Genomic DNA, 25,018 nt, shown 5'->3' with positions numbered 1-25,018 from the left:
GGCGGTGGCGAGCGATGCGGAAGGTGTGGGGGGTTCACCGGAGTCACCACACTCATCACGTTACTTGCGAGTTAACCGACCAGTAAAGACCGGCGATTTCGCCGATGCGGCGCGCGTAGACCGCCCTGACACTCCTGACGAACCCCACCCGCATCAGGAGGCTCCATGCATCGCCGCATGCGCCGTATCGCCACGGCCCTCGCGACCGTGACCACCACGCTCCTTCTGTCGCTCTCCTTCTCCGCGACCTCCGCTCAGGCCGCGACCCGCAACCCCGTCGTCTTCGTACACGGCCTGAGCAGTTCGTCCAGCAGCTGGGACGACTGGACCGCGTACTTCAAGGCGGACGGCTACACGTCCTCGGAGCTGTACTCCTGGTCCTACGACTGGGGCCAGTCCAACGCCACGACGGCGGCACAGCTCAAGACCAAGATCGACAGTGTGCGCGCCGCGACGGGCGCCGCGAAGGTGGACGTGGTCGTCCACTCCATGGGCGCGCTGAGCTCCCGTTACTACCTCAAGAACCTCGGCGGGACGTCGTACGTGGACGACTTCGTCTCCACGGCCGGGGTGAACCACGGGACGACCGTCGCCGGTTGGTGCCGGTGGCTCTACACGTCCTGTTCCGAGATGTACACCGGCAGCTCGTTCCTGACCGCGCTCAACTCCGGTGACGAGACGCCGGGCAGCGTGTCGTACGCCAGCTACTGGTCGAACTGCGACGACGCGCTCACCCCGGACACCTCCGCGATCCTCAGCGGCGCGACGAACGTCGAGGTCGGCTGCGTCCCGCACAACGAGATGAACAACGACGAGGGCATCTACGAGCAGGTCCGGGCCTTCATCGCCTGATCCGGCACCCGGCACAGCGCCCCCACGGCACCCGTCGCACAGCCGTTCCCCACGGCCGCGCGACGGGTGAGCCGGTGCTTCCCGGGGGACAATCGCGGTATCCGCCGTCCTCATCGGGAGGTCCTCATGGCCCGAGCCCGCGCCGCGAAGGACGCCGTGCACCACCCTCTCTTCGCCCGGTTCTACGCCAGGCTGAGCGTGTCGGCGGAGCCGAGGATCAGTCCCGTACGCGACGAACTGCTCGCCGGGCTGTCGGGTCGGGTCATCGAGATCGGCGCCGGCAACGGCCTGAACTTCGCGCGCTACCCGAGCACGGTCGCGGAGGTGGTGGCGATCGAACCCGAGCGCTCCCTGCGGCAGTTGGCCCGGGAGTCCGCCCTGCGCGCCGAGGTGCCCGTGGACGTGGTGCCGGGCGCGGCGGAGGCGCTGCCGGTCAAGAGCGAGGCGTTCGACGCCGCTGTCGTGTCGTTGGTGCTGTGCAGCGTGCGGGACGTCCGGCGTGCGCTGAGCGAGGTGCGACGGGTGCTGCGTCCCGGCGGTGAGCTGCGGTTCTTCGAGCACGGCCGGGGTGGCGGAAGCGCGATGCGTACGGCCCAGCGGACGCTGGACCGTACGGTGTGGCCGCTGCTGTTCGGGGGCTGTCATGTGTCCCGCGACCCGGTCGGCACGATCCGGGCCGCCGGGTTCGAGGTCGAGGAGGTCCGCGAGATCCCGATGCCCGAGACGGGGCCGCGGTTGCCCACCTCCTACTGCGTGGTGGGCCGGGCCCTGCGGCCCGAACCCGACGATGCCGAGGGCTAGGGCGTTAGGACGGCGGCTGGTTCACGGCGGCTGGTTCACAGACTCCACTGGCGCAGCTGCTGAGTGATGTCGTGCACGGTGGCCTCGCCGCTCTTGACCAGTTTGGCCAGTTCGCGCACCTGCTCGGCGGAGGTGACGACCTTGACGCCGCTGGCCACGAGGTAGCCGTAGGCGACGGCCGAGGCGAAGAGCGCGTTGGAGCGCTCCAGGGCCGGGACGTGCATGAGGAGCTGGAGGAGTGCGGCGGCTCGGGCGTGCGGGGTGTCGTAGACGGGGACGTCGAAGATCTCGGCCTCGTGGCGGGCGACGGCCGCGACCAGGGCGCCCCAGTCGGCGACCTGGGGATCTCCGGGCGTCTTCCGTTCGGCGACCATCAGGAGCCAGGCGAGGTCGATTCTGAGCTGGCTCAAGGGATCAGCGACGTCCCTCGCGCCGGCCTTCGAACTCGGCGCCGAACTCCTCGGCGAAGACCGCCTCGTACTGCTTCATGAAGTCGGCGGCGGACTCGACGAAGGTGTGACCCGCTTCGCCGGTGTCCTGCCTGACCAACTCCTCGATGTACCGGTTCACACTCATCCCGCGCTCCAGGGCTCGCTCCCGGGCGGCTCGCGCCGTGTCCTCGTCCACCCGTACGTTCAGCTGGGTCTTGGCCATGACTCGACGCTAGCGCCGGAGTGCTAGCGGGGCAAGGGCGCCTTGCTCCCTGACCTCCCCGGCACACCGCCTCGACTCGCCACCTCTAGCTGGCGAGAATTTAGGTGCCCCTTACATGAATGCGGGAAACCCGACCTGCGGTGGAGGCCGACTCGGACTTCGGGGGGATTTCGGGTGTGCACTGGATCACACTAGGCTCGTCCGAGAACGCCCGGAATTCGAACTGGTTCGATCCTGGAGGCCGTTTTGTCCACTGCAGCCGCTGAGCACACCTTCGGCCGCGCGGAGGCCGACGGCATCGCCGCCCGCGCCCGGGGCCTGACCAAGGCGTACGGCTCGGGCGAGACGACGGTGCTCGCCCTCGACGCGGTCGACGTGGACATCGCGCGTGGCCGCTTCACCGCGGTCATGGGCCCCTCGGGCTCGGGGAAGTCCACCCTGATGCACTGTCTGGCGGGGCTCGACACCGTGTCCGCCGGGCAGGTCTGGCTCGGGGACACCGAGATCACCGGCCTCAGGGACCGCGACCTGACGCGGCTGCGCCGGGACCGGATCGGCTTCATGTTCCAGTCCTTCAACCTGATCCCCACGCTGAACGCGGCCGAGAACATCACCCTGCCCATGGACATCGCGGGGAAGAGGCCCGACGAGAAGTGGCTGGACCAGGTCATCGACACGCTCGGGCTGCGGGACCGGCTCGAACACCGGCCCTCGCAGCTCTCCGGCGGTCAGCAGCAGCGCGTCGCCTGCGCCCGCGCACTCGCCTCGCGGCCGGAGCTGATCTTCGCCGACGAGCCGACCGGCAACCTCGACTCCCGGGCCGGCCTCGAAGTCCTCGGCTTCCTGCGCGAGGCGGTCGACCAGCTGGGCCAGACGGTCGTCATGGTCACCCACGACCCAGGCGCCGCCGCCCACTCCGATCTGGTGCTCTTCCTCGCGGACGGGCGGATCGTGGACCGCATGGAGCGACCGTCGGCCGAGGCGGTGCTGGAACGCATGAAGCGCTTCGACACGATCCGGGCGACGTTCGACGGAGAGGGCGACACCACCGACGTATCCCCTACCGGGCCCACCGGCCTCGACAAGGACTGAGACCGTGCTCAAGGCGACCCTGCGGAGTTTTGTCGCGCACAAGGGGCGGCTGCTGCTGTCGGCGCTGGCGGTCGTCCTGTCCGTGGCGTTCGTGGCGGGCAGCCTGATCTTCTCGGACACCGTGACCCGCACCTTCGACCGGCTCTTCGCCTCCACCTCGGCCGATGTGACCGTGGGCCCGAAGGACGACGGCCTGGAGGGGCAGCTGCCGACCGGGGCGGTGGAGACCGTGCCCGCGTCGCTCGCCGGGCGGTTGGCCGGGATCGAGGGCGTCGCGGACACCCATGTCGACGCGGCGGTGGAGAACATCACGGTCGTCGACAGCGCCAACGAGTCCGTGGGGCCCACGACGGGCGCCCCCACCATCGCCACCAACTGGTACCTCACCGACCGCAGTCCGGTGGAGCTGACCAGCGGTCACGCGCCCGAAGGGCCCGACCAGGCGCTGCTCGACGCGGACACCGCGAAGAACAAGGACGTGGAGATCGGCGACACCCTGACAGTGCTCGCCCGGCCGGGCTCCTTCAAGGTGCGGATCGTCGGCATCGCCACCTTCACCACCACCAACCCCGGTGCGGCGCTGGTCTTCCTCGACACCCCGACCGCGCAGACGAAGCTGCTGGGCGACCCGGACGGCGCGACGGGCATCTCGGTGACCGCCGCGCCGGGCGTGAGCGACGAGCAGCTCAAGCAGCGGATCGCCGACGAGCTGGGACCGGGTGCGTACGACTACCAGACCGCCGACGAGCAGGCCGAGTCGGCGGCCGCCTCGCTCGGTGGATTCCTCGACGTCATCAAGTACGTGATGCTCGGTTTCGCCGGTATCGCGACGCTCGTCGGGATATTCCTCATCGTCAACACCTTCTCGATGCTGATCGCCCAACGCACCCGCGAACTGGGCCTGTTGCGCGCGCTCGGCGCCGACCGGCGGCAGGTGCGCAGGTCGGTCCTCACCGAGGCGGCGCTGCTCGGCCTGGTCGGGTCGACGCTCGGCCTCGCCGCGGGCATCGGACTGGCCTTCGGGCTGATCGAGCTCATGGGCCTGCTCGGCATGAACCTCAAGTCCACCGAGATGGTGATCGGCGTCGGCACCCCGGTCGCCGCGTACGTCGTCGGGCTCGGCGTCACCTTCGTGGCCGCGTACCTCCCGGCACGGCGGGCGGCGACCGTGTCGCCGATGGCGGCGCTCTCGGACGCCGAGATCGCCGGAGTGGGGCGGCCCCTCAAGGTACGCGCGGTGGTCGGCGCGGCCGTCGGAGCGGCCGGGGCCGCGGCGCTCGTGGGCTGCGCCATGTCGTCGGACACGGGTTCCGCGGCCTCGCTGCTGGGGCTCGGCGTGGTCCTCACGCTCATCGCCACCGTCATCGCCGGACCGCTGCTCGTACGGCCGGTGATCCGGGTCCTCGGCGGCGCGTTCCCCGCGCTGTTCGGCTCCGTCGGCCGGATGAGCCAGCGCAACGCCCTGCGCAACCCGCGCCGGACCGGGGCCACCGCCGCCGCGCTGATGGTGGGGATCGCACTGGTCGGCGGGATGTCCGTGGCCAGCGCGTCGATGACCAAGTCCTTCGACGACGAGATCGACAACACCCTCGGCGCCGACTTCGTCATCCAGAACCAGAACTTCATGCCGTTCCCGCAGGAGGTCACCGACAAGGTCAGCGCCACGGACGGCGCCGGCCTCGTCGTCCGGCAGCGGTTCACCCCGGTCGCGGTCCGGCTGCCGGACGGCGAGCGGATCGAGACGACCGCCTCGGCCTACGACTCCCGGCTGGACGAGGTCGCGAACGTCACCTACGCCCGGGGCGACAGCGCGGCGGCGCTGGCGGACGGCTCCATCGCCATGGACGTGGAGTTCGCGCGGGACCACGACGTGACGATCGGCAGCACGGTCCCGGTGCGGTTCCCGGCCGGGAAGAGCGCCGAGCTGAAGGTGGTCGCGCTCACCGACCAGGACACCGCCGACGGCTTCGGGACGCAGGGCGGGCTGTACTTCGGGATGGACACCATCGAGAAGTACGTGCCCGAGGGCCAGGACTCGGCGCTGTACGTGAACGCCGGCTCCGGCGTCGGCGCGGACGAGCTGCGCGCGAACCTGGAGCGCACGCTGGAGGCGTATCCGCAGGTGCAGGTCCGTGACCAGGCCGACTACAAGGAGCTGATCCGCGGCCAGATCGCCGTACTCCTGTATCTGGTCTACGCGTTGCTCGGTCTCGCGATCGTCATCGCGGTGCTCGGCGTGGTCAACACCCTCGCCCTGTCGGTGGTCGAACGCACCCGGGAGATCGGGCTGCTGCGCGCGATCGGTCTGGCCCGGCGGCAGCTGCGGCGGATGATCCGGCTGGAGTCGGTGGTGATCGCCGTGTTCGGCGCGGTCCTCGGCCTCGCGCTGGGCCTGGTCTGGGGCGTCTGCGTGCAGCAGGTGCTGGCGCTGCAGGGCATGAAGGCGCTGGCGATCCCGTGGGGCACGGTCATCGCCGTGGTCATCGGCTCGGCGGTCGTGGGCGTCGTGGCGGCCCTGCTGCCCGCGCTGCGCGCCTCCCGGATGAACGTGCTGGCGGCAATCGCGCACGAGTGATGTACTCCACCGGTATGTCGGCTCAAGTCCCTTGTAGGTGAGGAGAGTTCATGCCGCGCCCGTTCCGCTTCGGAGTCAATCTGCTCAGCCCCACGTCGGCCGCGGAGTGGCGCGCGAAGTGCCGCCGCGCCGAACAGCTCGGTTACGACGTGATCCTGGTCCCGGACCATCTGGGCATGCCCGCGCCGTTTCCGTCCCTGATCGCCGCCGCCGAGGCGACCGAACGGCCACGGCTCGGCACGTTCGTGCTCAACGCCGGGTTCTGGAACCCCACGCTGCTGGCACGCGAGGTGGCCACCACGGACGCCCTGACCGGCGGACGGCTGGAGCTGGGGCTCGGCACCGGGTACGTCCGGGCCGAGCACGACAAGGCCGGGCTGCCATGGGGCTCGCCGGGCGAGCGTGTCGACCATCTGCTGCGCACTGTGAGTGAGTTGGACCGGCTCCTCGGCTCCGAGGAGCTCCCCCACTCTCGGCTGCGCTCGAGCGGGGGGACCCCCATGCCGCGTCCCGCGCAGCGGCCCAGGGTGCCGTTGCTCATCGGCGCCAACGGTGACCGGATGCTGCGGATCACCGCCGAGCACGCGGACGTCGCGGCGTTCACGGGCGCGCGGACGGTGGCGGGCGGCAAGCTGGAACCGCTCACCGCCGGGGAGCTCGACGAACGGGTCGCCCGCTACCAGGAGTTCGCGGCCGGGCGGAAGGAACCCGCCGAGCTCAACCTGCTGATCCAGATCGTCGAGATCACCGAGGACCGCAGGGCCGCCGCCGCGCCGTGGCTCAGCCACCTCCCGAACCTGACCGAAGAGCAGGTCCTCGAACTGCCGCTGGTCCTCGTGGGGACCCTGGAGGAGATCGTCGACCAGGTGCTGGCACAGCGGGAGCGGTACGGATTCTCGTACCTGACCGTCCTGGAGCCGAACATGGAGACGTTCGCCAAGGTCGTCGAGGCGCTGCGGGGCAGGTGAGGCTGGCCGGGGCGGGCCGGGCGGGTTCGCCCGGGGTGGGCCCGATGGGGTCCGGGTGGACCGGAGCGGTGCCCGGTGGGATCCGGTTCCCTTCGTTGTCCGCCCTTCCCTGTCCGCCCTTCGTTATCCCCCGGTCGATGTCCGCCGGACGTTGTCCGCCGGACGTTGTCCGCCGGACGTTGTCCGGATCCTGGAATTCCAGGTGGCCCTCCTCCCCCGGTGATGGGATCGCTCCATGACCGACCTGCGCATACGGGCCGCGACGCCCGACGACCTCGACGCCGTCCTCGCCTTCTGGAAGGTGTCCGCCGAGGGCACGAGCATCAGCGACGACCGTGATGGCGTCGAACGGCTGGTGGCCCGTGACCCCGAGGCACTGATCCTCGCCGAGCTGGACGGTGAGCTGGTGGGCACGGTGATCGCCGGCTTCGACGGCTGGCGGTGCCATCTGTACCGGCTCGCGGTGCACCCGGAGCGACGGCGGCGGGGCATCGGCTCGGCGCTGCTGACCGCCGCCGAGGAGCGGTTCGTACGGCTCGGGGGGCGCCGCGTGGACGCGATGGTGCTCGTCCGGAACGAGACGGCCCAACATGCGTGGCGCGCGGCCGGGTACGCGCCCGAGGAGAAGTGGCGGCGGTGGGTGAAGCCGCTCGGGGACTGAGGGCCCGGAGCGCACGGAGGCGACGGGAAGGTACTTTGCCGATCCTTTACCATGGGTGGACCAGCCAACCTCTACGGAAAGGTTGTGAGCGTCCGCCCATGGGCGAGCCTCCCAGTAGTCGGCCCGGTACCTCTCGTACCCGAGCCGGTGCACGACATCGCGCGATCCTCCCGCCCCTGTCCGACCATGGGACGGAGGTGACCCGATGACCGAAGTGCTCCTCCTTCTGGTGGCGGTGCTGCTCTCGCTGATCTGTGGTGCCTTCGTCGCCGCCGAGTTCTCCCTGACCACAGTCGAGCGCGGCCAGCTGGAGCGGGCAGCGGAGCGCGGCGAACGGGGCGCCGTCGGCGCCCTCAAGGCCGTACGGAATCTGACGTTCCAGCTCTCCGGCGCGCAGCTCGGCATCACCGTCACCAACCTGGTGGTCGGCATGCTCGCCGAGCCGTCCATCGCCAAGCTGATCGCGGGCCCGCTGGAGGCGGCCGGCATACCCGGTTCCGCGTCGGGCTCGGTGGCGCTGGTGATCGGTACGGCCCTGTCGACGGTCGTGCTGATGGTCGTCGGTGAGCTGGTGCCCAAGAACTGGGCGATCTCCGCGCCCCTGCCCGTGGCGAAGAAGGTGGCGAACCCGCAGCGCTGGTTCAGCGCCGCGTTCCGGCCCTTCATCACCCATCTCAACAACACCGCCAACCGTCTCGTGCGCCTCTTCGGCGTCGAGCCCGCCGAGGAGCTGGCCTCCGCGCGCGGACCCCAGGAGCTGGCGGCCCTCGCCCGGCACTCGGCCAAGGAGGGCGCGCTGGAGGCGGACACCGCCGAGCTGTTCGTGCGGACGCTGAACCTCGCCGACCTGACCGCGGAGAACGTGATGACCCCGCGTGTCCAGGTCATCGCCCTGGAGGCCCAGGCGACCTGCGAGGACGTGGCGAACGCGACCCGGGCCACCGGTCTGTCCCGCTTCCCCGTCTACCGGGGCAGCCTCGACTCGGTGGTCGGCACCGTGCACATCAAGGACGTCCTCGCCGTGCCCGCCGGTCGTCGGCTGCGCACCTCCGTGGCGGAGCTGCTGCGCGAGCCACTGCTCGTCCCGGAGTCACTGACCGTCGACCGCGTCCTGGACCGGCTCTCGGGCAAGCGCACGATGGCCGTCGTCATCGACGAGTACGGCGGGACCGCCGGCGTGGTGACGCTGGAGGACATCGTCGAGGAGGTCGTCGGCGAGGTGCGGGACGAGCACGACCCGCACGAGACGCCCGACCTGGCCCCCGTGGGCACCGACGAGAACGGCCGTGAGCTGTACTCCGCCGACGGCTCCGCCCGCACCGACCAGCTCGCCCGGGTGGGCCTGCGCGCCCCGGAGGGACCGTACGAGACGCTCGCGGGACTCGTCGCCACCGAGCTGGGCCGGATTCCGGCCATCGGTGACACGGTCGAGGTCGCCGGCTGGCGGCTGGACGTGGTGGACGCCGCCGGGCGCCGGGCCGCGCGGGTGCTGCTGCACGCGCCGGTCGCGCCCTACGAGGAGCACGAGGAGGAGACGCGATGACCGCCGTCCAGCTGCTGATCGGTTTCGCGACGCTGGTCGTCAACGCGTTCTTCGTGGGCGCCGAGTTCGCCCTGATCTCGGTGCGCCGCAGCCAGATCGAGCCGTACGCCGAACAGGGTGACCGGCGGGCCCGCAGCGTGCTGTGGGGCCTGCAGCATGTGTCGGCGCTGATGGCGGCGGCGCAGCTCGGCATCACGCTGTGCACGCTGGTCCTCGGTGTGGTCGCGGAGCCCGCGATCGAGCATCTGCTGGAGCCGCTGTTCCACGCGCTCGGGGTGCCGGAGAGCGCGGGCCACGCGGTGTCCTTCGTGATCGCCCTGGCGCTCGCCACCTATCTGCACATGCTGCTCGGCGAGATGGTGCCGAAGAACATCGCCCTCGCGGAACCGGTCCGCAGCGCCCTGCTGCTCGGACCGCCGCTGGTGACCCTGTCACGCGCGCTGCGCCCGGTGATCTTCACGATCAACGCCTTCGCGAACGCCCTGCTGAAGCTGATGCGGATCGAGACCAAGGACGAGGTCACGGCGACCTTCTCGGACACCGAACTCGCCCGTCTGGTCCGGGCCTCCAGTGAGGCCGGCCTCATCGACGACCGCGCGCGGGAGCGGCTGCGCGACGCCCTTGAGCTGGGCCGCAGGCCCGTGCGCGATGTCGTGCTCCCGCTGGAGCACGTGGTCTACGCGGGCATGGGGGTCACCCCGGAGGAACTGGAGCGGCTGTCGGCCGAGTCCGGATTCTCCCGCTTCCCCGTGGTCGACGAGGGGCGCCGGATCGTGGGCTACCTCCATGTGAAGGACGCGCTCGACGCGGCGCCGCGCGATGTGCCGTTCTCGGTCCGCGACATGCGGTCCATCGCCCGGGTCCGGGAGACCACGCCGCTGGACGACGTGCTCACCGCGATGCGTCGCAGCCGGACGCACCTGGCGGCCGTCCTGGGCGCGGACGGGCGACTGGCCGGCATCGTGACCATGGAGGACGTGCTGCGGGAGCTGTTCGGACAGCCTGCGGTGTGACCCGTTCGAGATGCCGACGGAGGCGCCGTCCCAGATGACCAGGGGCGGCGCTGTCCGAGATCACCGGGGGCGGCGCTGTCCCAGATAACCGGCGGCGGCGCTGTCCGAGATACCGGCGGAGACACCGCCCGAGGCGAGGAGGCCGACCGACCGCTGGGTATGTGAACGCGTTAGCATCGTTTCCGCCATGCAGACGAACCCCACATACTCCAGCCTCGTCACGGTCGGCGACTCCTTCACCGAGGGCATGTCCGACCTCCTCCCCGACGGTACGTACCGGGGCTGGGCGGATCTCCTCGCGGGCCGCATGGCCGCGCGGACGCCCGGCTTCCGGTACGCCAACCTCGCGGTGCGCGGGAAGCTGATCGGGCAGATCGTCGCCGAGCAGGTGGAGGTCGCGGCCGCGATGGAGGCGGACGTGATCACCCTGGTCGGCGGCCTCAACGACACCCTCCGGCCCAAGTGCGACATGGGCCGGGTGCGCGGCCTGCTGGAGGAGGCCGTGGAACGCCTCGCCCCCGCCTGCAAGCAGCTCGTCCTGATGCGCAGCCCCGGCCGCCAGGGCCCCGTCCTGGAGCGGTTCCGGCCGCGCATGGAGGAGCTGTTCGTCTGCGTGGACGAGCTGGCCGCCCGGCACGGCGCCCTCGTCGTCGACCTGTACGGGGCGCCTTCGCTGGCCGACCCCCGGATGTGGGACGTGGACCGGCTGCACCTGACCGCCGAGGGACACCGCCGGGTCGCCGAGGCGGTCTGGCAGACGCTCGGCTACCAGGCGGAGGACCCGGAGTGGCGGACGCCGATGCCCGTCACACCACCGCCCGGCTGGAAAGCCCGCCAGGTGGCCCACGCGCGGTTCGCCCGCCAGTATCTGCTGCCGTGGATAGGCCGCCGTCTCACGGGCCGCTCCTCGGGCGACGGCCGGACAGGCGCCCAGTTCAGCGCTGAGCTGGGCAAAGCCTTCTGGGTCACCCCTGTGGACCACACGAACCCCGGCCCTGTGACGGACTGGCGACAGGTGGGGCCCTGACCCGGAGCCCCGCCCGGCTGCCATGCACCGATTCGACGCGGGGCGCCGCCGGGGCGCCGCCTCTTTCCCCGCACATGGCCCGCAGTCGTTGTTGCGGGACGTCATGGGTGAACTCAGACCACCTGCCCAGATCACCGCGGCGGAGAGGCGTCCGTCCCCCAGGCAGGCAGTCATGAACGAACGCGACGTCCTGCTCAACGAGCTCGCGCAGGGGCTGCGCCCGACACATACGCCCGCGGTGCTGATCTCACGAGGCCGGATCGACGAGCAACTGGGAATCTGGTGGCACCGACTCTCCGTCGCCTGACGACCCAGCACCGCACTCCTGAAAGCCAGTTCCCCGATTGAGCGTCCTCTGCGGAGTGGATCAGTCCCACCAGAAATCCCAGTGGTGAGCCGACGGTGATCCGCTCGGAGTACGCGGCCAGCGTGTACGGCCTGCCGCCCTGCCAGATGTCCAGTCGGGGACGGTCAGCCATAGTCGGGCGCCGGACTTCCTTTGCCACTTCCCGGGCGCGGGCCAGCTGCCGCAGCCCGACCCGCGCGCGCCGTCCGCGATGCGCTGCGCTGCGCTGCGGCCACATCATCCGCCCCGTCCACGGCGAAAACCTGTACAGGGGGATCTGTATATCGATGCCGTGCACGACGCCTTCCCCACCGGGGGTCCGCACCGGGCGCCCCGTCCCAAAAGCCGGACGACAGCGGGAACTGGCCAGGCCCCACCCTCTGGACCTCGTCCGTTCGAGGTAACCGGCCTCGAACAGGGCACGCCGTGCTGATCGCAGGCCCGTCGCCGGGCCATCGTGATGCAGCAAGCTGGAGCAACCTACGGATGGGATACGCGGAATGCCGGAATCGACCGAGGCCATGAGTCGGCGCAGTCTGCTGATCACCGGTGGTGCGGTGGCGACCACCGTCGCCGCGACGGGCGGGTCCAGTGCTCTGGCCAGGGAGGAAGCGGTGCCTCAGGGCTCGCAGAGCGGTGACGACGCCAGCCGGGCAAGGATTGACGTCCACCACCATTTCACCGCTCCGGCATGGGTCGACTGGGCCGAGCGTGAGGGCCTGGTGCGGCGGCAGGAACTGCCCTGGTGGGCGCGCTGGGATCTGGACTCCACTCTGGCGCTGATGGACCGGGTAGGCATCGCGACCGCAGTCCTCAACCCGACCATGCAGGACCGGTACCGCTCCGCCGCGCAGGCCAGGGAAGGCCTCACTGTCGTCTTCGAGGCACTGGCCGACCTGGTGGCCGCACACCCGGGCCGTTTCGCGATCCTCGGCCCTGCTGTCCTGGACCATCCCGACGTGACCACGTGGGCTCTCCAACACGCTTTCGACAAGCTCGGGGCCGTTGGAGTCAGCGTGAAAGCCAACTACAACGGTATCTACCTCGGTGATCCCTCCTACGACCGATTCCTCGCAGAACTCGACGAACGCGCCACGGTCCTCTTCACCCACCCACTCGACCTCCCGGGCGGACCACCCGGTGTGCCCACCGTCCCCGGAATTCCGAACTTCATGTGCGACTTCCTGCTGGATTCCACGCGTGCCGCCGTGAACCTGATCCGTACCAGGACACTCGACCGCTACCCGCACCTGTCAGTCGTCCTGCCACACGCCGGCGGGTTCCTTCCTCAGATCGCCACGCGCATGAAGGCCTTCGGCAGCTTCTGCACGCCACCCCTCGATGCTGCCCGTGTACAGGACTATCTCCACCGCTTCTACTACGACACGGCGGGCCCGCTAGCCCCCTCGGGCACTCTGGTGGCCACCGCCGGTGCCGACCAGATCCTCTTCGGCACCGACTGGCCGGCCGCCTCCGCCGACATCATCACCGGCTTCACGGTGCCGGCCGTCGAGACCGACTCCGTCCTCACCCAACGCCAACGCCGCGGCATCAACCGTGACAACGCCCTCCGCCTCATGCCCACGCTCAAGCGAACCTAGTACCCCAGCCGGTTACTTACGCCGAGATCCGGTCGCTGGATGGGGAGTTGGAGACGCTGTGCCTCGGTGGACGATGTGTTCTCACGTCCGGCCTCGTGGGAAGCCTTCCGGCGACGGTCTGCCGGCCAAGCGGCCCGAGTTGCTGCCGTACGAGGGGCCAGTAGCCTAGGGAGCCGCTGTACCGGGAGGCACGCGTGTCCACGACAGTGATCAATCTGAAGGGCCGCATCCGCGACTTCGGTCCCCGGCTGGAGTTCGCCCCGAGCGACCTGGTGTACATCGGCCGCCGCTGGACGATGGGCCACTGGGACCTTCCTCAGCATCCGCTGTACAACCCGTTCCAGTACGACACGGAGAAGAAGAAGCGCGACGGGACGCGCGCCGAGGTCATGGCCAAGTACCGGGAGTACCTGATGGCCGACCCCGAGCTGCTGGCCCTGGTGCCGGAGCTGCGCGGCAGGACGCTGGCCTGCTGGTGCGCGCCGGAGTTGTGCCACGGGGACATCCTGGCGGAGCCGGCCGACGCGTCGGGCTCTTCGTAGGTTCCTCTTCTTCGCGCCGATGCAGATCACCAGACCCTTCCCGCCCCGCGCCTGCATCGATCCGCGTCACAGGGAGAATGCGCCGCCCCAAAAGGCGTCGTCCCGGGCGAGGGTTCGGTAGGCCACGCCTTCCCAGCCGTTGGAACGGTGGGCGAGGCGTGTTTCGGCTTCGCCCGTCTCCCCCTCCAGCCGGAGCCCGGTCACCCGCCGCCATGCTGCAGTCCGCGTGCGGCTCGCCGGAGTGGACAAGCGGCCTGTGAGAATCCCACCGACCGGAAAGGACTGGCACCAGACCAGTGGTACCGCAGATCGACTACTCTGCGTTGTTCGCGGCCACACCCAGTCCCTATCTCGTGCTTGGGCCCGACCTGGTGATCGTCGACGTCAACGAGGCGTACCTGAGTGCGACCGGGCGGAGCAGGCCAGAGCTGGTGGGGCAGTACCTGTTCGACGCCTTCCCGGACAATCCCGCGGACCCCGACGCGGACGGCGTGCGCAACCTCGACGCCTCGCTTCACCGGGTCCTGCGGTCGAGGCAGCCGGACACCATGGCGGTGCAGAAGTACGACATCCCCGTCACCGCCCGGCCCGGGACGTTCGAGGAGCGGTGGTGGTCCCCGATCAACACACCCGTCCTCGGGCCGGACGGGCAAGTGGCATGGATCATCCACCGGGTGGAGGACGTGACCGCCTTCGTCCTGTCCCGCCCGGCCCGCCCGCAAAGCGGAACGCTGGGCGAGCGCGAAGCGATGGAGGCCGAGCTGTACGCGCGAGCGCGGGAGCTGCAGCGCCTGAACGAGGAGTTGCGCCAGGCGCACGCACGGGAACGCCAGGTCGCCCTCGCCCTTCAGGAGGCCATGCTGCACGCGCCCGATCTGGCCGGGCACCCGAACGTCGCGGTGCGCTACCTGCCCGCGGTCGGGTCGCTGAACGTGTGCGGCGACTGGTACGACGTGGTCGACCTGCCCGGTGACTGTTTCGGCGTTGCCGTCGGCGACGTCGTCGGCCACGGTCTGGGGGCCGCCGCCGTCATGGGCATGCTCCGCAGCGCACTGAGCGCCGCCGTCCGTGCCCTGCACGAGCCCGCAAGGTCGCTGGAAGTCCTCGGCCTGTACGCCCGCTCGGTGGAGGGGGCGGTGGCCACCACCGCTGTCGAGGTCGTCGTCGACACCCGCCATCACCGGATCACGTACAGCAGCGCCGGCCATCCCCCGCCCGTCCTGGTGCATCACGACGGCGGCTGCGACCTGCTGGATGAGGCGACCGACCCGCCCCTGGGTGCCCGCCCCGAGCACGTCACCCGCCCGCAGGCCGCTCTGTCGTACGCCCCCGGTGACACCCTCGTGCTGTACACCGATGGGCTCATCGAGCGCCGCGGCGAGGACATCGACGCCGGCCTGCACCGGCTGACCGACGCCCTGGCCCGCTATGCCGGTATGGGCCCCGACCGCCTCGCCGACGCCCTGCTGGCCCGCCTCGGCGTGGCCGGCGGCTCCCGCGACGACATCGCCCTGGTCGTCGTAGACCTGTAGCCGAGCGGGCAAGGTGACGGGCGCCGATGATTTACGCGAGATCGCCGGACGGCAGCTGCGTCGCCCCCGTCATGTTTCCTGCGGTCCTGCAAGAGGGCCGCTGGCCTCCGGGCACGGGAGGTGCCGTCGGAGATGTCATCCCGGCCGCGTTGCGAAACACTCGCCCATCCGGTGCCACACCGAAGCGGTCGTAGTACATGCAGCCGAAGAAGGCGGCCTGTGCTGCAGGCGTGCTGCTTTACGAGACGACGTCACGCCTGTTGACCAGAACTCGCCCCCTCCCATTAGGAGCCCCTGAGCTGTACGTTCCTACATCGCCTGGACGGTCCGGAGCCCATATGGACGCCCGGTAAACTCCGTCTACGTGACTTCTGCGCCAGCCAAGCCCCGCATCCCGAACGTCCTCGCCGGACGCTACGCCTCCGCCGAGCTCGCCACGCTCTGGTCGCCCGAGCAGAAGGTGAGGCTGGAGCGGCGGCTCTGGTTGGCCGTGCTGCGGGCCCAGAAGGACCTCGGCATCGAGGTGCCCGACGAGGCGCTCACCGACTACGAGCGGGTCCTCGACACCGTCGACCTGGCCTCCATCGCCGAGCGCGAGAAGGTCACGCGGCACGACGTGAAGGCGCGGATCGAGGAGTTCAACGACCTCGCCGGGCACGAGCACGTGCACAAGGGCATGACCTCCCGCGACCTCACCGAGAACGTCGAGCAGCTGCAGATCCGGCTCTCCCTGGAGCTGATCCGCGACCGTGCGGTGGCCGTGCTGGCACGCCTCGGCAAGCTGGCCGGTGAGTACGGCGAGCTGGTCATGGCCGGCCGCTCGCACAACGTGGCCGCGCAGGCCACCACCCTCGGCAAGCGGTTCGCGACCGCCGCCGACGAGCTGCTCGTGGCGTACGGCCGCATCGAGGAGCTGCTGGGCCGTTACCCGCTGCGCGGTATCAAGGGCCCGGTGGGCACGGCCCAGGACATGCTCGACCTGCTGGGCGGGGACGCCGCCAAGCTGGCGGAGCTGGAGGACCGCATCGCCGGGCACCTCGGGTTCGCCCAGGCGTTCACCTCGGTCGGCCAGGTCTACCCGCGCTCGTTGGACTACGACGTGGTGACCGCGCTGGTGCAGCTGGCGGCGGCGCCATCCTCGCTGGCGAAGACGATCCGGCTCATGGCCGGGCACGAGCTGGTGACCGAGGGCTTCAAGCCGGGCCAGGTCGGCTCGTCCGCCATGCCGCACAAGATGAACACCCGCTCCTGCGAGCGCGTCAACGGACTGATGGTCATCCTGCGCGGCTACGCCTCGATGACCGGCGAGCTGGCCGGCGACCAGTGGAACGAGGGCGACGTGTCCTGCTCGGTGGTGCGCCGGGTCGCGCTGCCGGACGCGTTCTTCGCGCTGGACGGTCTGCTGGAGACCTTCCTGACCGTGCTCGACGAGTTCGGCGCGTTCCCGGCGGTGGTCGCGCGTGAGCTGGACCGCTACCTCCCCTTCCTCGCCACGACCAAGGTGCTGATGGGCGCGGTGCGCGCGGGCGTGGGCCGTGAGGTCGCGCACGAGGCCATCAAGGAGAACGCCGTCGCCTCCGCGCTGGCCATGCGCGAGCAGGGGGCCGAGCGCAACGAGCTGCTCGACAAGCTCGCCGCCGACGACCGCATCCCGCTGGACCGTGCCCAGCTCGACGCGCTCATGGCCGACAAGCTCTCCTTCACGGGTGCCGCCTCCGACCAGGTCGCCGTCGTCGTCGGCCGGATCGAGGAGATCGTGAAGCAGCGCCCGGAGGCCGCGGGCTACACCCCGGGAGCGATCCTCTGACCCGCTTCACCCAGGCCGAACTGGAGGCCGCCCGCGACCGGCTGGTGCCGGACGTCACCGCGGACGGCCTCCGGGTCCTTTTCTGCGGCATCAACCCGGGGCTGATGACGGCGGCCACCGGCCACCACTTCGCCCGCCCCGGCAACCGCTTCTGGCCCGTCCTGCACCTGTCCGGCTTCACGCCCCGCCTCCTCAAGCCGTCCGAGCAGGACGAGTTGCCCTCGTACGGGCTCGGCATCACGAACGTCGTCGCCCGGGCCACGGCACGCGCCGACGAGCTGACGGCGCAGGAGTACGTCGAGGGCGGGCGCCTGCTGACGGCCAAGGTGGAACGGCTGCGGCCGCGCTGGCTCGCGGTGGTCGGCGTGACCGCGTACCGGGCCGCCTTCGGTGACCGGAAGGCTGTCGTCGGTCCGCAGGAGCGGACCATCGGGGACTCTCGCGTGTGGGTGCTGCCCAATCCCAGCGGGCTGAACGCGCACTGGACGGCGGCGACGATGGCGGAGGAGTTCGGGCGGCTGCGGGTGGCGGCGGAGGCCTGACCGCCGGCCGTTCGCCACGGGGCGGTCCGGTCAGGGCGGGTCGATCTCCGTTATCACCGCGACGAGTTGGAACGGCAGCTCCTGGTCCCACTGCGAGACGCCGAGGGCGATCCAGCGGCCGTCGGCCTGCCAGAGGTGCACGTCGGGGACGTGGGAGCTGAGCGGTCCCCAGGGCTCGGGTATGCCCTCCCCCTCCAGGTGACGGCTGGACACGCTCCACAGACTGAAGACGTCCGGAGGCCCCCAGCGCTCGGCCAGCCGCTCCGAGAGGGCGTCCCGGGCCGCCTCGTACTGCTCCTCCGTCTCCTCCCGGCGCGTGCCGTCGTCCTCCCAGAAGTCGGCACTCGTCTCTAACTCGGCGAGGTGATAGCCGGGCCCGGCAGTGCCGACGTCGGACCGGCCGCGCTCCGCCGGGAAGTCCTCGGAGCACAGCCGGTCGATGACCGCGAGGTGCCGCGTGATGCTCATGCGGTCCAGTAAAGCGCCGGCCACTGACAATTGGCGTGGCGTCAGGCGGCGGTCCGCTCAGGCCGCGGGATCGTACGCGGGTACGCGGACTGTGACCAGGGCGGGCACGGCGTGCTCCGCCGGGCGCTGGCGTGGCGTACGGGTCGGGGTTCGTGGCGCCGGCCCAGCCAGGCGGGGCCCCGGCGACCGTGCGGGATTCCGCAGGTCGGGGGCGCCGGGCACTCGCCGGGGTCCGCCGCGGCGAGTACGATCCGGCAGACATCGGGCGCGAGCTGGGAGGACGGGCGTTGGGGCGACTGACCGGCGGGGATCCTTCTCTGCTGCGAAGAATCAACTCGGCCGTGGTGCTGCACGCGCTGCGGGCGACGGACCATGCGACGCTCACCGAGATCACCCGGGTCACCGGGCTGTCGCGGCCGACGGTCGAGGGCGTCGTCGAGGGCCTGGTCGAGGCCGGGCTGGTCGTCGAGCGGGCCGCCGAGGAGGGCGCCGCCCGGCGGCAGGGACGGCCGGCGCGGCACTACCGGTTCCGGGCCGAGGCAGGCCACCTTCTGGGCCTGGACGTGGGCTCGCACCAGGTGACCGCGCTGCTCGCGGACCTGGACGGGCGGGTGCTGGGGTCGCTGTCCAAGGACGTCTCCGAGTCGGCGTCGGCGGACGACCGGCTGGAGCGGCTGCGCTCGACCGTCGCGGAGCTGCTCCGCAGGTCGGGCGTCTCCCGGGGTTCGCTGCGCGCGGTCGGCGTGGGCAGCCCGGGCGTCATCGAGGCCGACGGCGCCGTACGGCTGTGCGCGGCTCTGCCGGAGTGGACGGGGCTGAACCTGGGCGAGCGGCTGAGCCGCTCCTTCAAGTGCTCCGTCCTGGTCGAGAACGACGCCAACGCCGCCGCGGTCGCCGAGCACTGGAAGGGCGCGGCCACCGAGTCCGACGACGTGGTGTTCGTGCTGGCGGGGCTGAGCCCGGGGGCCGGTTCGCTGATCGGCGGGCGGCTGCACCGGGGGTACGGCGGCGCGGCCGGGGAGATCGGCGCGCTGCATCTGCTGGGCCGGGAGGCCACACCGGAGGCGCTGCTGTCGACCACGGGGGAGCCCCTGCACCCGCTCGACGAGCAGGCCGTCGCCGAGGTGTTCAAGCACGCGCGGGAGGGCGACGAGCGGGCCCGCGCGGCTGTGGACCGCTTCATACAGCGCCTCGTCCATGATGTGACGGCGCTCGTCCTCGCCCTCGATCCCGAACTGGTGGTCGTGGGCGGCTGGGCGACGGGCATCGACGACGTCCTCGACCCCCTGCGGCACGAACTGGCGCGCTACTGCCTGCGACCGCCCCGGGTCGCCCTCTCCCGGCTGGGCGAGGCGGCCGTCGCCATGGGCGCGCTGCGGCTCGCGCTGGACCACGTCGAGGAGGAGCTGTTCGCGGTGGAGGGCACGGTGACGGCGCGGCGCTGAACCGGTGCCGGGGCACGAGAACGCCGCGCCCCGGAAGTCCGGGACGCGGCGGGTACGGCTCGGGGTCGGCCGGCGTGGTCACCACGTACGGCCCTCGTCGTCAGGACGCGCGGCTCTCCGGGCCGTGGTGGATCTCCACGCCGCCCGAGTCGCCGAAGGTCAGGCGGCATGTGTCAGCGCGGTAGGTGGCCAGGGAGACGGCCGCTGTGCGGCCCTCGGCGAAGAAGCGGGTGGTGACGACGAGGACGGGCGCGCCGGGCAGCCGGTCGAGCTCCTTGGCGTCGTCCGCGCGGGCCGAGCCCAGCTCGACCGAGCGGTCCTGGCCCTCCAGCTCCATGCGCTGCAGCTCGCGCAGTACGGCACGCGCGCGTGCCGCACCGGAGGGCGCGTCGATGGCGGAGAGGGCGGGCACCGAGTCCGCCGGTACGTAGAGCAGTTCGGCGGCGACGGGCTGACCGTGCGACATACGGGAGCGGCGCACGACGTGCACCTGCTCGCCGGGCGCGGTCTCCAGGATGTCGGCGACCGCGGCGGGCGGCGCCACGGTCGCGCAGTCCACGGCCTGCCAGGCGTCGCCGACGGTGCCCGGCCACGTGTGCTGTTCGGAGCCGACCGCGACCCCGACGCGCGGCGGGGCGACGGTGGTGCCGACGCCGCGACGGCGCTGCAGCCGGCCCTCCAGTTCGAGCTGCTCCAGTGCCTGGCGCAGGGTGGCCCGGGCGACGCCGAAGCGGGCCGCGAGGTCACGTTCGTTGGGCAGGATCTCCCCCACCGAGAACTCGGAGTCCAATGCCTCAGTGAGCACGGTCTTCAGATGCCAGTACTTCGGTTCCGGCACCGATTCCAGCTGCTGGGTCCCCACCCTGTCCTCCGCTGCTTCGCCGTGGCCCGGCGGCGTTTTTAGCGCCCTTGTTTATTAAAGGTTGTTGCACTTTCTTGCGACCATAGGCCCGCCCCCACCCTTGGTCAAGACCAATCATCGAACCCTCAGGCATCCGACAGGTCGGACGTGGCGGCCTACCGCTCCACCGGCAGCGAGACCAGCTTCTCCGGGTTGCGCACGATGTAGACGCATTGGATGCGGCCGTCGGCGACGTCGAGCTGGAACACGCTGTCGACCTTGTCGCCGGACAGCAGGACCACCGCGAAGCCGCCGTTGATCTCCATGAAGCGGAACGACACGTCGGCGAGGCCCTTGCCGGCTGCGCCGTGCAGGAACCGGCCCACCTTGTCGGCGGTTTCGAGGACGCGCACCGGCGCCTTGTTGAGGCCGCCGCCGTCGCCGACCAGCCGGACGTCGGGCGCCAGCAGCGACATGAGGCCGTCGAGGTCGCCGTCGGCCGCCGCGGCGAGGAACTTCTCGGTCAGCTCACGGCGTTCGGCGGGGTCGACCTCGTAGCGCGGGCGGCGCTCGTCGACGTGGCGGCGGGCCCGCCCGGCGAGCTGGCGCACGGCGGGCTCGGCGCGGTCGATCATGGCCGCGATCTCGGCGTACGGGTAGCCGAAGGCCTCCCGGAGCACGAACACCGCGCGCTCCAGGGGCGAGAGGGACTCCATGACGACGAGGACGGCGAGCGAGACGGTGTCGACGAGGACGGCACGCTCGGCGGTGTCCGGGACGGTGGCCCCGTAGTCGGTGACGTACGGCTCGGGCAGCCACGGGCCGGGGTACGCCTCGTTGCGCGACTGCACCTGGCGCAGCCGGTCGATGGCGAGCCGGGTGGTGACGCGGACCAGGTAGCCGCGCGGTTCGCGCACCGTGGACCGGTCGGTGCCGGACCAGCGCAGCCAGGCCTCCTGGACCACGTCCTCGGCGTCGGCGACCCGGCCGAGCATGCGGTAGGCGACTCCCATGAGGACGGGGCGGTGCTCTTCGAAGACGTCGGTCGCGATGTCGGTCGTCACCGCTCCATCCCACCCCGAGGGGCGGGGCCGTGTCCAGGCGATTCCCGCTGCGCCCGCGGCTTGTTACCCACTGGGACTACCCGCCGGTAGCGGTTGCTGACAAGCTGTCTACGAACCCCCGCACGTCAGCGCGCCACCGCCCAGACGAGGAGCTGCACCATGTCCGCCGCCACGGTCTCCTTCCAGGTCCCCTCCCCGCTCGGCCCGCGACCCGTGACGGTCTCCTACGCGCGCGAGGGCGCCGGCGAACCACTGCTCCTGCTGCACGGCATCGGCCACCACCGGCAGGCCTGGGACCCGGTGGTCCACATCCTGGCGGCCGAGCGCGAGGTCATCACCGTGGACCTGCCCGGCTTCGGCGAGTCCCCCGCGCTGCCGGACGGCCTGGCCTACGACCTGCCCACGACGTCCGCCGTGTTCGGCGCCTTCTGCGAGGCACTGGAGCTCGACCGCCCCCATGTCGCGGGCAACTCCCTGGGCGGTCTGCTCGCCCTGGAACTGGGCCGCGAGAAGCTCGTACGGTCCGTCACGGCCCTGTCCCCGGCCGGGTTCTGGAGCGAGGCCGAGCGGCGGTACGCCTTCGGCGTCCTGCTCACCATGCGGCACATCTCCCGGCGGCTGCCGCTGCCGCTGGTCGAACAACTGTCCCGTACGGCGGTCGGCCGCACGGCTCTGACGAGCACCATCTACGCCCGCCCGGCCCGCCGTTCACCCGAGGCGGTGGTCGCCGAGACCCTCGCGCTCGCGGGGGCCGCCGGATTCGACGAGACCCTCCGCGCCGGGGGCAGCGTCCTGTTCACCGACGACCTGCCCGGGCTCCCGGTCACGGTGGCCTGGGGCACGCGAGACTGGCTGCTCGTGCGCCGCCAGGGCGTCCGCGCCAAGCGGGTCATCCCCGGTGCGCGGCTGGTGCGGCTGCCCGGTTGCGGTCACTGCCCCATGAACGACGACCCCGCGCTGGTCGCCCGTGTCATCCTCGACGGCAGCCGCTGACCGGCGGCGGGTCAACGCCCCTGATCCCAGGGCGACTCCGGCGCCCACCAGTGCGCTGCCGACGGCCTGCGCGGCACCGTAGGAACCCGTGCCGACGAGCGGCGCCGTGCAGGCGGCGGCGACCGGGATGAGGCCGGAGAAGAGCGTGGCGCGCTCGGCGCCGATGCGCTGCATGCCCATGTACCAGCACACGAACCCGATGACCGTGACGACCGCCGCCTGCCACAGCAGCGCGGCGGTCTCCGTGCCGTCCGGGCGGCGCAGCCACGCGCCGCCGTCCACGACCAGGCCGACGGCCGCGGACTCGACCGCGGCGACGCCGCACACGGTCGCCGACAGGAGCCTCGGCCCGAGCGGTCGCAGCACCGGCACGGCCAGCACCGCGAAGCCGACCTCGCCGGCCAGCGCGCACAGCGAGAAGGCTATTCCGGCGCCGTCCGTACGGCCCCACCCCTGGACGGTGAACGCGCCGGCCGCGACGAGCAACGCCCCATGCAGGACGAGCCGTTGAGGGCGCCGGCCCTCCAGCAGCGGCACGAGTACCGCCACGGCCACCGGGGCGCAGCCCACGAAGACTCCCGGTACGGCCGGTTCCGCGGTGCGCTCGGCGGCGATCACGGCGACGTTGAAGCCGACCATGCCGATGGCCGCGAGCAGCGCCAACCGCACCCACTGGCGTGCGCCGAGGCGGCGCAGGGGTGCCGTGCCGCCCCGGCCGAGGAGCGGGAGCAGCAGGAGGCAGGCGAGGCCGTAGCGGAGGAACTGGCCGCCCGCGTACGGGTAGTCGCCCAGGACGCTGTTGGCGGTGAACGAGCCGCCCACGAGGACGCAGGCGAGGGCGGCGAGGAGGGCTCCGTGGAGGCTGCCGGCGTGCGTCGCCGTGGTGTGCGGGGCGGTGGTGTGCGGGGCGATGGTCCGCGCGGGCGTGGCTTTCATGGTCGTGACGCTAGGGAGGCGGGCGGTCCGGCTTAAGGTCCACTTCCATGACGTCATCGAGGACCAATTCGGGGGACGGCGCTTCGGGGAGTGGTGGCCCCTCCGGGTCCGCTCCCTGGGCCACCGCCTGGGAGTTGCTGCTGCCCGTCGCCGACGCGCCCGCACGCGCGCGTGGACGTACGTTGCAGGCCGCGCTGCGGGAGGCGATCCGGACGGGGCGGCTCGCGCGGGGGACTCGGCTGCCGGCGAGCCGGGAACTCGCGGCCGACCTCGGGGTGTCGCGCGGTCTGGTGACGGAGGCGTACGAACAACTGACCGCGGAAGGGTATCTGCGCAGCGACCGGGGTGCGGGTACCTGGGTGGGCGCCGCCGTGCGGGCCGCCCTCCCCCGCGCGCGTGACCTCGCTCCGCGTTCCCCGGGCGCCCGCGCGGACTTCGTGCCCGGGACGCCCGACCTGTCGCTGTTCCCGCGCGCCGCCTGGGCGGCGGCCCAGCGCGGGGTGCTCGCGGAGCTGCCGCACCAGGCGCTGGGTTACCCCGATCCGCGCGGGCTGCCCCGGCTGCGCACCGCCCTCGCCGAACTCCTCACCCGGCGCCGGGGCGTGGTCGCCGACCCTGAGCGGATCGTCGTCGTCTCCGGGGTCGCGCAGGCGACGACCCTGCTCGGGTTCGTGCTCCACGCGCGCGGGATACGCGTCGTCGGCGTCGAGGACCCGGGCAGCCCCGAGCACGGCACCTTGTACACCGCGGCCGGGCTCGGCACCGTGGCGCTGCCGCTGGACGAGGAGGGGCTGGCCGTCGGGCCGCTGCGTGCGTCGGGAGTGCGGGCGGTGGTGACGACGCCGGCGCATCAGTTCCCCTCGGGGATCGCGTACTCCGCTCGGCGGCGGGCCGAACTGCTCGACTGGGCGCGGTCGGTGGACGGGCTGATCGTCGAGGACGACTACGACGGGGACTTCCGCTACGACCGGGCGCCCGTGGGCGCGCTCCAGGGGCTCGATCCCGAACGGGTCGCGTACACCGGGTCCGTCAGCAAGTCCCTCGCGCCCGGGCTGCGGCTCGGCTGGCTCCTCGTGCCGGCGTCCCTGGCGGAGGAGGTCGTCGAACGCAAACGGACCATGGATCTCGGCCATCCCACCCTCGACCAGGCGCTCTTCGCTCGGTTCGTGGAACGGGGGGACTACGACCGGCAGTTGCGGCGGTGCCAGCGGGCGTATCGGGAGCGGCGTGACGTGCTGGTGTCCGCGCTCACCGAGTGTTTTCCCGGGGCGGAGGTGTCCGGGATCGCGGCGGGGCTGCATGTCATCGTCGCGTTGCCGGATCGGTACGGGCCGATCGACCGGTTTCTCGAACGGGCCGCGGCGGCGGGGGTCGCGGTGCGGGGGCTGGCGCGGTACGGGGGGACGCCGGATGAGGGGGTGCGGTTGGTTCTTGGGTACGCGCATCTGTCTCCGGCTCGGATTCGGGAGGGAGTGGGGGTGCTGGCGTCGGCGGTCGGCTGACCGTGGGTTTTTCTCGCCCCCGCCGCCCCTACCCGTCCCTCCCCCACTCTCGGCTTCGCTCGAGCGGGAGGTGCCACCACCCAGGGGCTGCGCCCCTTCGACCCCCATCTGCGGGTCCGGTGGGGCTTCTCGCGCAGTTCCCCGCGCCCCTGAAAAGCAGGGGCTGCGCCCCGTGCTTTTCGGCCCGTAGGGGCCGTGTCTTTAGGGGCGCGG

23 protein-coding genes and 1 pseudogene are annotated in these 25,018 nt (G+C 71.6%); 18 read left to right on the top strand and 6 right to left on the bottom strand.

Annotated elements, in window-relative coordinates:
* Positions 1 to 165 precede the first annotated feature (165 nt).
* Together ACWD26_RS37890 and ACWD26_RS37885 are read left to right on the top strand one after the other, a co-directional pair.
* On the top strand, positions 166 to 852 hold the full coding sequence (locus tag ACWD26_RS37890; RefSeq protein WP_451277226.1) for an esterase/lipase family protein: 687 nt from the start codon (positions 166 to 168) through the stop codon (positions 850 to 852).
* Between the two features lie 126 nt (positions 853 to 978).
* A complete protein-coding gene (locus ACWD26_RS37885; RefSeq protein ID WP_451277224.1) occupies positions 979 to 1,653 on the top strand; it encodes a class I SAM-dependent methyltransferase in 675 nt (224 codons plus the stop codon).
* A 35-nt stretch (positions 1,654 to 1,688) separates the two neighbouring features.
* Here ACWD26_RS37885 and ACWD26_RS37880 read toward each other — a convergent pair whose 3' ends face one another.
* Entirely contained in the window at positions 1,689 to 2,063 is a 375-nt protein-coding gene (locus tag ACWD26_RS37880) for a fic family toxin-antitoxin system, toxin component (protein ID WP_451277223.1), read from the bottom strand.
* Between the two features lie 4 nt (positions 2,064 to 2,067).
* Entirely contained in the window at positions 2,068 to 2,307 is a 240-nt protein-coding gene (locus tag ACWD26_RS37875) for a toxin-antitoxin system HicB family antitoxin (protein ID WP_451277221.1), read from the bottom strand.
* Positions 2,308 to 2,553: 246 nt separating this feature from the next.
* Between ACWD26_RS37875 and ACWD26_RS37870 the strand changes: the two genes are divergently transcribed.
* The 13 genes from ACWD26_RS37870 to mug all read left to right on the top strand — a co-directional run bounded on the left by ACWD26_RS37870 (position 2,554) and on the right by mug (position 17,556).
* Complete coding sequence (locus ACWD26_RS37870) at positions 2,554 to 3,399, top strand: ABC transporter ATP-binding protein (RefSeq protein WP_451277219.1); 846 nt, start codon at positions 2,554 to 2,556, stop codon at positions 3,397 to 3,399.
* Positions 3,400 to 3,403: 4 nt separating this feature from the next.
* The gene (locus ACWD26_RS37865; protein WP_451277217.1) at positions 3,404 to 5,974 is read left to right on the top strand and encodes an ABC transporter permease; all 2,571 of its coding nucleotides are present in this window, start codon (positions 3,404 to 3,406) and stop codon (positions 5,972 to 5,974) included.
* A gap of 50 nt (positions 5,975 to 6,024) precedes the next feature.
* Positions 6,025 to 6,942 (top strand): LLM class F420-dependent oxidoreductase, encoded by a 918-nt coding sequence (locus tag ACWD26_RS37860; RefSeq protein WP_451277215.1) that lies wholly within the window; start codon positions 6,025 to 6,027, stop codon positions 6,940 to 6,942.
* 235 nt (positions 6,943 to 7,177) lie between these two features.
* Positions 7,178 to 7,603, top strand: coding sequence for a GNAT family N-acetyltransferase (locus tag ACWD26_RS37855; RefSeq protein ID WP_451277213.1), 426 nt, complete (start codon positions 7,178 to 7,180; stop codon positions 7,601 to 7,603).
* A gap of 205 nt (positions 7,604 to 7,808) precedes the next feature.
* On the top strand, positions 7,809 to 9,146 hold the full coding sequence (locus ACWD26_RS37850; protein ID WP_451277211.1) for a hemolysin family protein: 1,338 nt from the start codon (positions 7,809 to 7,811) through the stop codon (positions 9,144 to 9,146).
* A complete protein-coding gene (locus tag ACWD26_RS37845; protein ID WP_451277209.1) occupies positions 9,143 to 10,159 on the top strand; it encodes a hemolysin family protein in 1,017 nt (338 codons plus the stop codon). The genes ACWD26_RS37850 and ACWD26_RS37845 overlap by 4 nt, the downstream gene beginning before the upstream one ends.
* A gap of 187 nt (positions 10,160 to 10,346) precedes the next feature.
* On the top strand, positions 10,347 to 11,186 hold the full coding sequence (locus tag ACWD26_RS37840) for an SGNH/GDSL hydrolase family protein (protein ID WP_451277207.1): 840 nt from the start codon (positions 10,347 to 10,349) through the stop codon (positions 11,184 to 11,186).
* A 172-nt stretch (positions 11,187 to 11,358) separates the two neighbouring features.
* On the top strand, positions 11,359 to 11,493 hold the full coding sequence (locus ACWD26_RS37835; protein ID WP_451277205.1) for a hypothetical protein: 135 nt from the start codon (positions 11,359 to 11,361) through the stop codon (positions 11,491 to 11,493).
* Positions 11,494 to 12,032: 539 nt separating this feature from the next.
* Positions 12,033 to 13,133, top strand: coding sequence for an amidohydrolase family protein (locus ACWD26_RS37830; protein ID WP_451277203.1), 1,101 nt, complete (start codon positions 12,033 to 12,035; stop codon positions 13,131 to 13,133).
* A 194-nt stretch (positions 13,134 to 13,327) separates the two neighbouring features.
* On the top strand, positions 13,328 to 13,675 hold the full coding sequence (locus tag ACWD26_RS37825; RefSeq protein ID WP_451277201.1) for a DUF4326 domain-containing protein: 348 nt from the start codon (positions 13,328 to 13,330) through the stop codon (positions 13,673 to 13,675).
* A 296-nt stretch (positions 13,676 to 13,971) separates the two neighbouring features.
* The gene (locus ACWD26_RS37820; RefSeq protein WP_451277199.1) at positions 13,972 to 15,207 is read left to right on the top strand and encodes a PP2C family protein-serine/threonine phosphatase; all 1,236 of its coding nucleotides are present in this window, start codon (positions 13,972 to 13,974) and stop codon (positions 15,205 to 15,207) included.
* Positions 15,208 to 15,571: 364 nt separating this feature from the next.
* Positions 15,572 to 17,014, top strand: coding sequence for an adenylosuccinate lyase (gene purB / locus ACWD26_RS37815; protein WP_451277197.1), 1,443 nt, complete (start codon positions 15,572 to 15,574; stop codon positions 17,012 to 17,014).
* A gap of 44 nt (positions 17,015 to 17,058) precedes the next feature.
* Positions 17,059 to 17,556, top strand: coding sequence for a G/U mismatch-specific DNA glycosylase (mug, locus tag ACWD26_RS37810; protein ID WP_451277195.1), 498 nt, complete (start codon positions 17,059 to 17,061; stop codon positions 17,554 to 17,556).
* Positions 17,557 to 17,586: 30 nt separating this feature from the next.
* Here mug and ACWD26_RS37805 read toward each other — a convergent pair whose 3' ends face one another.
* Positions 17,587 to 18,024 carry a hypothetical protein gene (locus ACWD26_RS37805; RefSeq protein WP_451277193.1) on the bottom strand — a complete coding sequence of 146 codons (438 nt, stop codon included), beginning with the start codon at positions 18,022 to 18,024 and terminating at the stop codon, positions 17,587 to 17,589.
* Between the two features lie 287 nt (positions 18,025 to 18,311).
* On the opposite strand from ACWD26_RS37805, the gene ACWD26_RS37800 reads away from it, so the two are divergent.
* The gene (locus ACWD26_RS37800) at positions 18,312 to 19,469 is read left to right on the top strand and encodes an ROK family transcriptional regulator (protein ID WP_451277191.1); all 1,158 of its coding nucleotides are present in this window, start codon (positions 18,312 to 18,314) and stop codon (positions 19,467 to 19,469) included.
* 100 nt (positions 19,470 to 19,569) lie between these two features.
* Here the strand turns inward: ACWD26_RS37800 and ACWD26_RS37795 are convergent, their stop codons facing one another.
* Together ACWD26_RS37795 and ACWD26_RS37790 are read right to left on the bottom strand one after the other, a co-directional pair.
* A complete protein-coding gene (locus ACWD26_RS37795) occupies positions 19,570 to 20,331 on the bottom strand; it encodes a GntR family transcriptional regulator (RefSeq protein ID WP_451277189.1) in 762 nt (253 codons plus the stop codon).
* A gap of 155 nt (positions 20,332 to 20,486) precedes the next feature.
* Positions 20,487 to 21,374 (bottom strand): RNA polymerase sigma-70 factor, encoded by an 888-nt coding sequence (locus tag ACWD26_RS37790; RefSeq protein ID WP_451277187.1) that lies wholly within the window; start codon positions 21,372 to 21,374, stop codon positions 20,487 to 20,489.
* Positions 21,375 to 21,533: 159 nt separating this feature from the next.
* On the opposite strand from ACWD26_RS37790, the gene ACWD26_RS37785 reads away from it, so the two are divergent.
* Positions 21,534 to 22,367, top strand: coding sequence for an alpha/beta fold hydrolase (locus tag ACWD26_RS37785; protein WP_451277185.1), 834 nt, complete (start codon positions 21,534 to 21,536; stop codon positions 22,365 to 22,367).
* Between the two features lie 39 nt (positions 22,368 to 22,406).
* On the opposite strand, the pseudogene ACWD26_RS37780 reads toward ACWD26_RS37785, so the two are convergent.
* Positions 22,407 to 23,303, bottom strand: a pseudogene (locus tag ACWD26_RS37780) (DMT family transporter); the annotation flags it as partial.
* A 47-nt stretch (positions 23,304 to 23,350) separates the two neighbouring features.
* Between ACWD26_RS37780 and pdxR the strand changes: the two are divergent.
* Positions 23,351 to 24,805, top strand: coding sequence for a MocR-like pyridoxine biosynthesis transcription factor PdxR (gene pdxR / locus ACWD26_RS37775; RefSeq protein WP_451277183.1), 1,455 nt, complete (start codon positions 23,351 to 23,353; stop codon positions 24,803 to 24,805).
* The last annotated feature ends 213 nt before the right edge of the window (positions 24,806 to 25,018 follow it).

The sequence above is a fragment of the Streptomyces sp. NPDC002787 genome, from assembly GCF_053592095.1.
Note: the sequence above shows the minus strand (reverse complement) of the source record. Positions and strands in the feature narration are given on the sequence as shown.

What these genes read in the sequence shown, in the direction of transcription:
- ACWD26_RS37830 (WP_451277203.1), top strand. Translation starts at nt 12,033, where the DNA reads ATGCCGGAATCGACCGAGGCCATGAGTCGGCGCAGTCTGCTGATCACC.
- ACWD26_RS37785 (WP_451277185.1), top strand. Translation starts at nt 21,534, where the DNA reads ATGTCCGCCGCCACGGTCTCCTTCCAGGTCCCCTCCCCGCTCGGCCCG.
- ACWD26_RS37850 (WP_451277211.1), top strand. Translation starts at nt 7,809, where the DNA reads ATGACCGAAGTGCTCCTCCTTCTGGTGGCGGTGCTGCTCTCGCTGATC.
- ACWD26_RS37855 (WP_451277213.1), top strand. Translation starts at nt 7,178, where the DNA reads ATGACCGACCTGCGCATACGGGCCGCGACGCCCGACGACCTCGACGCC.
- pdxR (WP_451277183.1), top strand. Translation starts at nt 23,351, where the DNA reads ATGACGTCATCGAGGACCAATTCGGGGGACGGCGCTTCGGGGAGTGGT.
- ACWD26_RS37835 (WP_451277205.1), top strand. Translation starts at nt 11,359, where the DNA reads ATGAACGAACGCGACGTCCTGCTCAACGAGCTCGCGCAGGGGCTGCGC.
- ACWD26_RS37885 (WP_451277224.1), top strand. Translation starts at nt 979, where the DNA reads ATGGCCCGAGCCCGCGCCGCGAAGGACGCCGTGCACCACCCTCTCTTC.
- ACWD26_RS37875 (WP_451277221.1), bottom strand. Translation starts at nt 2,307, where the DNA reads ATGGCCAAGACCCAGCTGAACGTACGGGTGGACGAGGACACGGCGCGA.
- ACWD26_RS37845 (WP_451277209.1), top strand. Translation starts at nt 9,143, where the DNA reads ATGACCGCCGTCCAGCTGCTGATCGGTTTCGCGACGCTGGTCGTCAAC.
- ACWD26_RS37860 (WP_451277215.1), top strand. Translation starts at nt 6,025, where the DNA reads ATGCCGCGCCCGTTCCGCTTCGGAGTCAATCTGCTCAGCCCCACGTCG.
- ACWD26_RS37805 (WP_451277193.1), bottom strand. Translation starts at nt 18,024, where the DNA reads ATGAGCATCACGCGGCACCTCGCGGTCATCGACCGGCTGTGCTCCGAG.
- ACWD26_RS37890 (WP_451277226.1), top strand. Translation starts at nt 166, where the DNA reads ATGCATCGCCGCATGCGCCGTATCGCCACGGCCCTCGCGACCGTGACC.
- ACWD26_RS37840 (WP_451277207.1), top strand. Translation starts at nt 10,347, where the DNA reads ATGCAGACGAACCCCACATACTCCAGCCTCGTCACGGTCGGCGACTCC.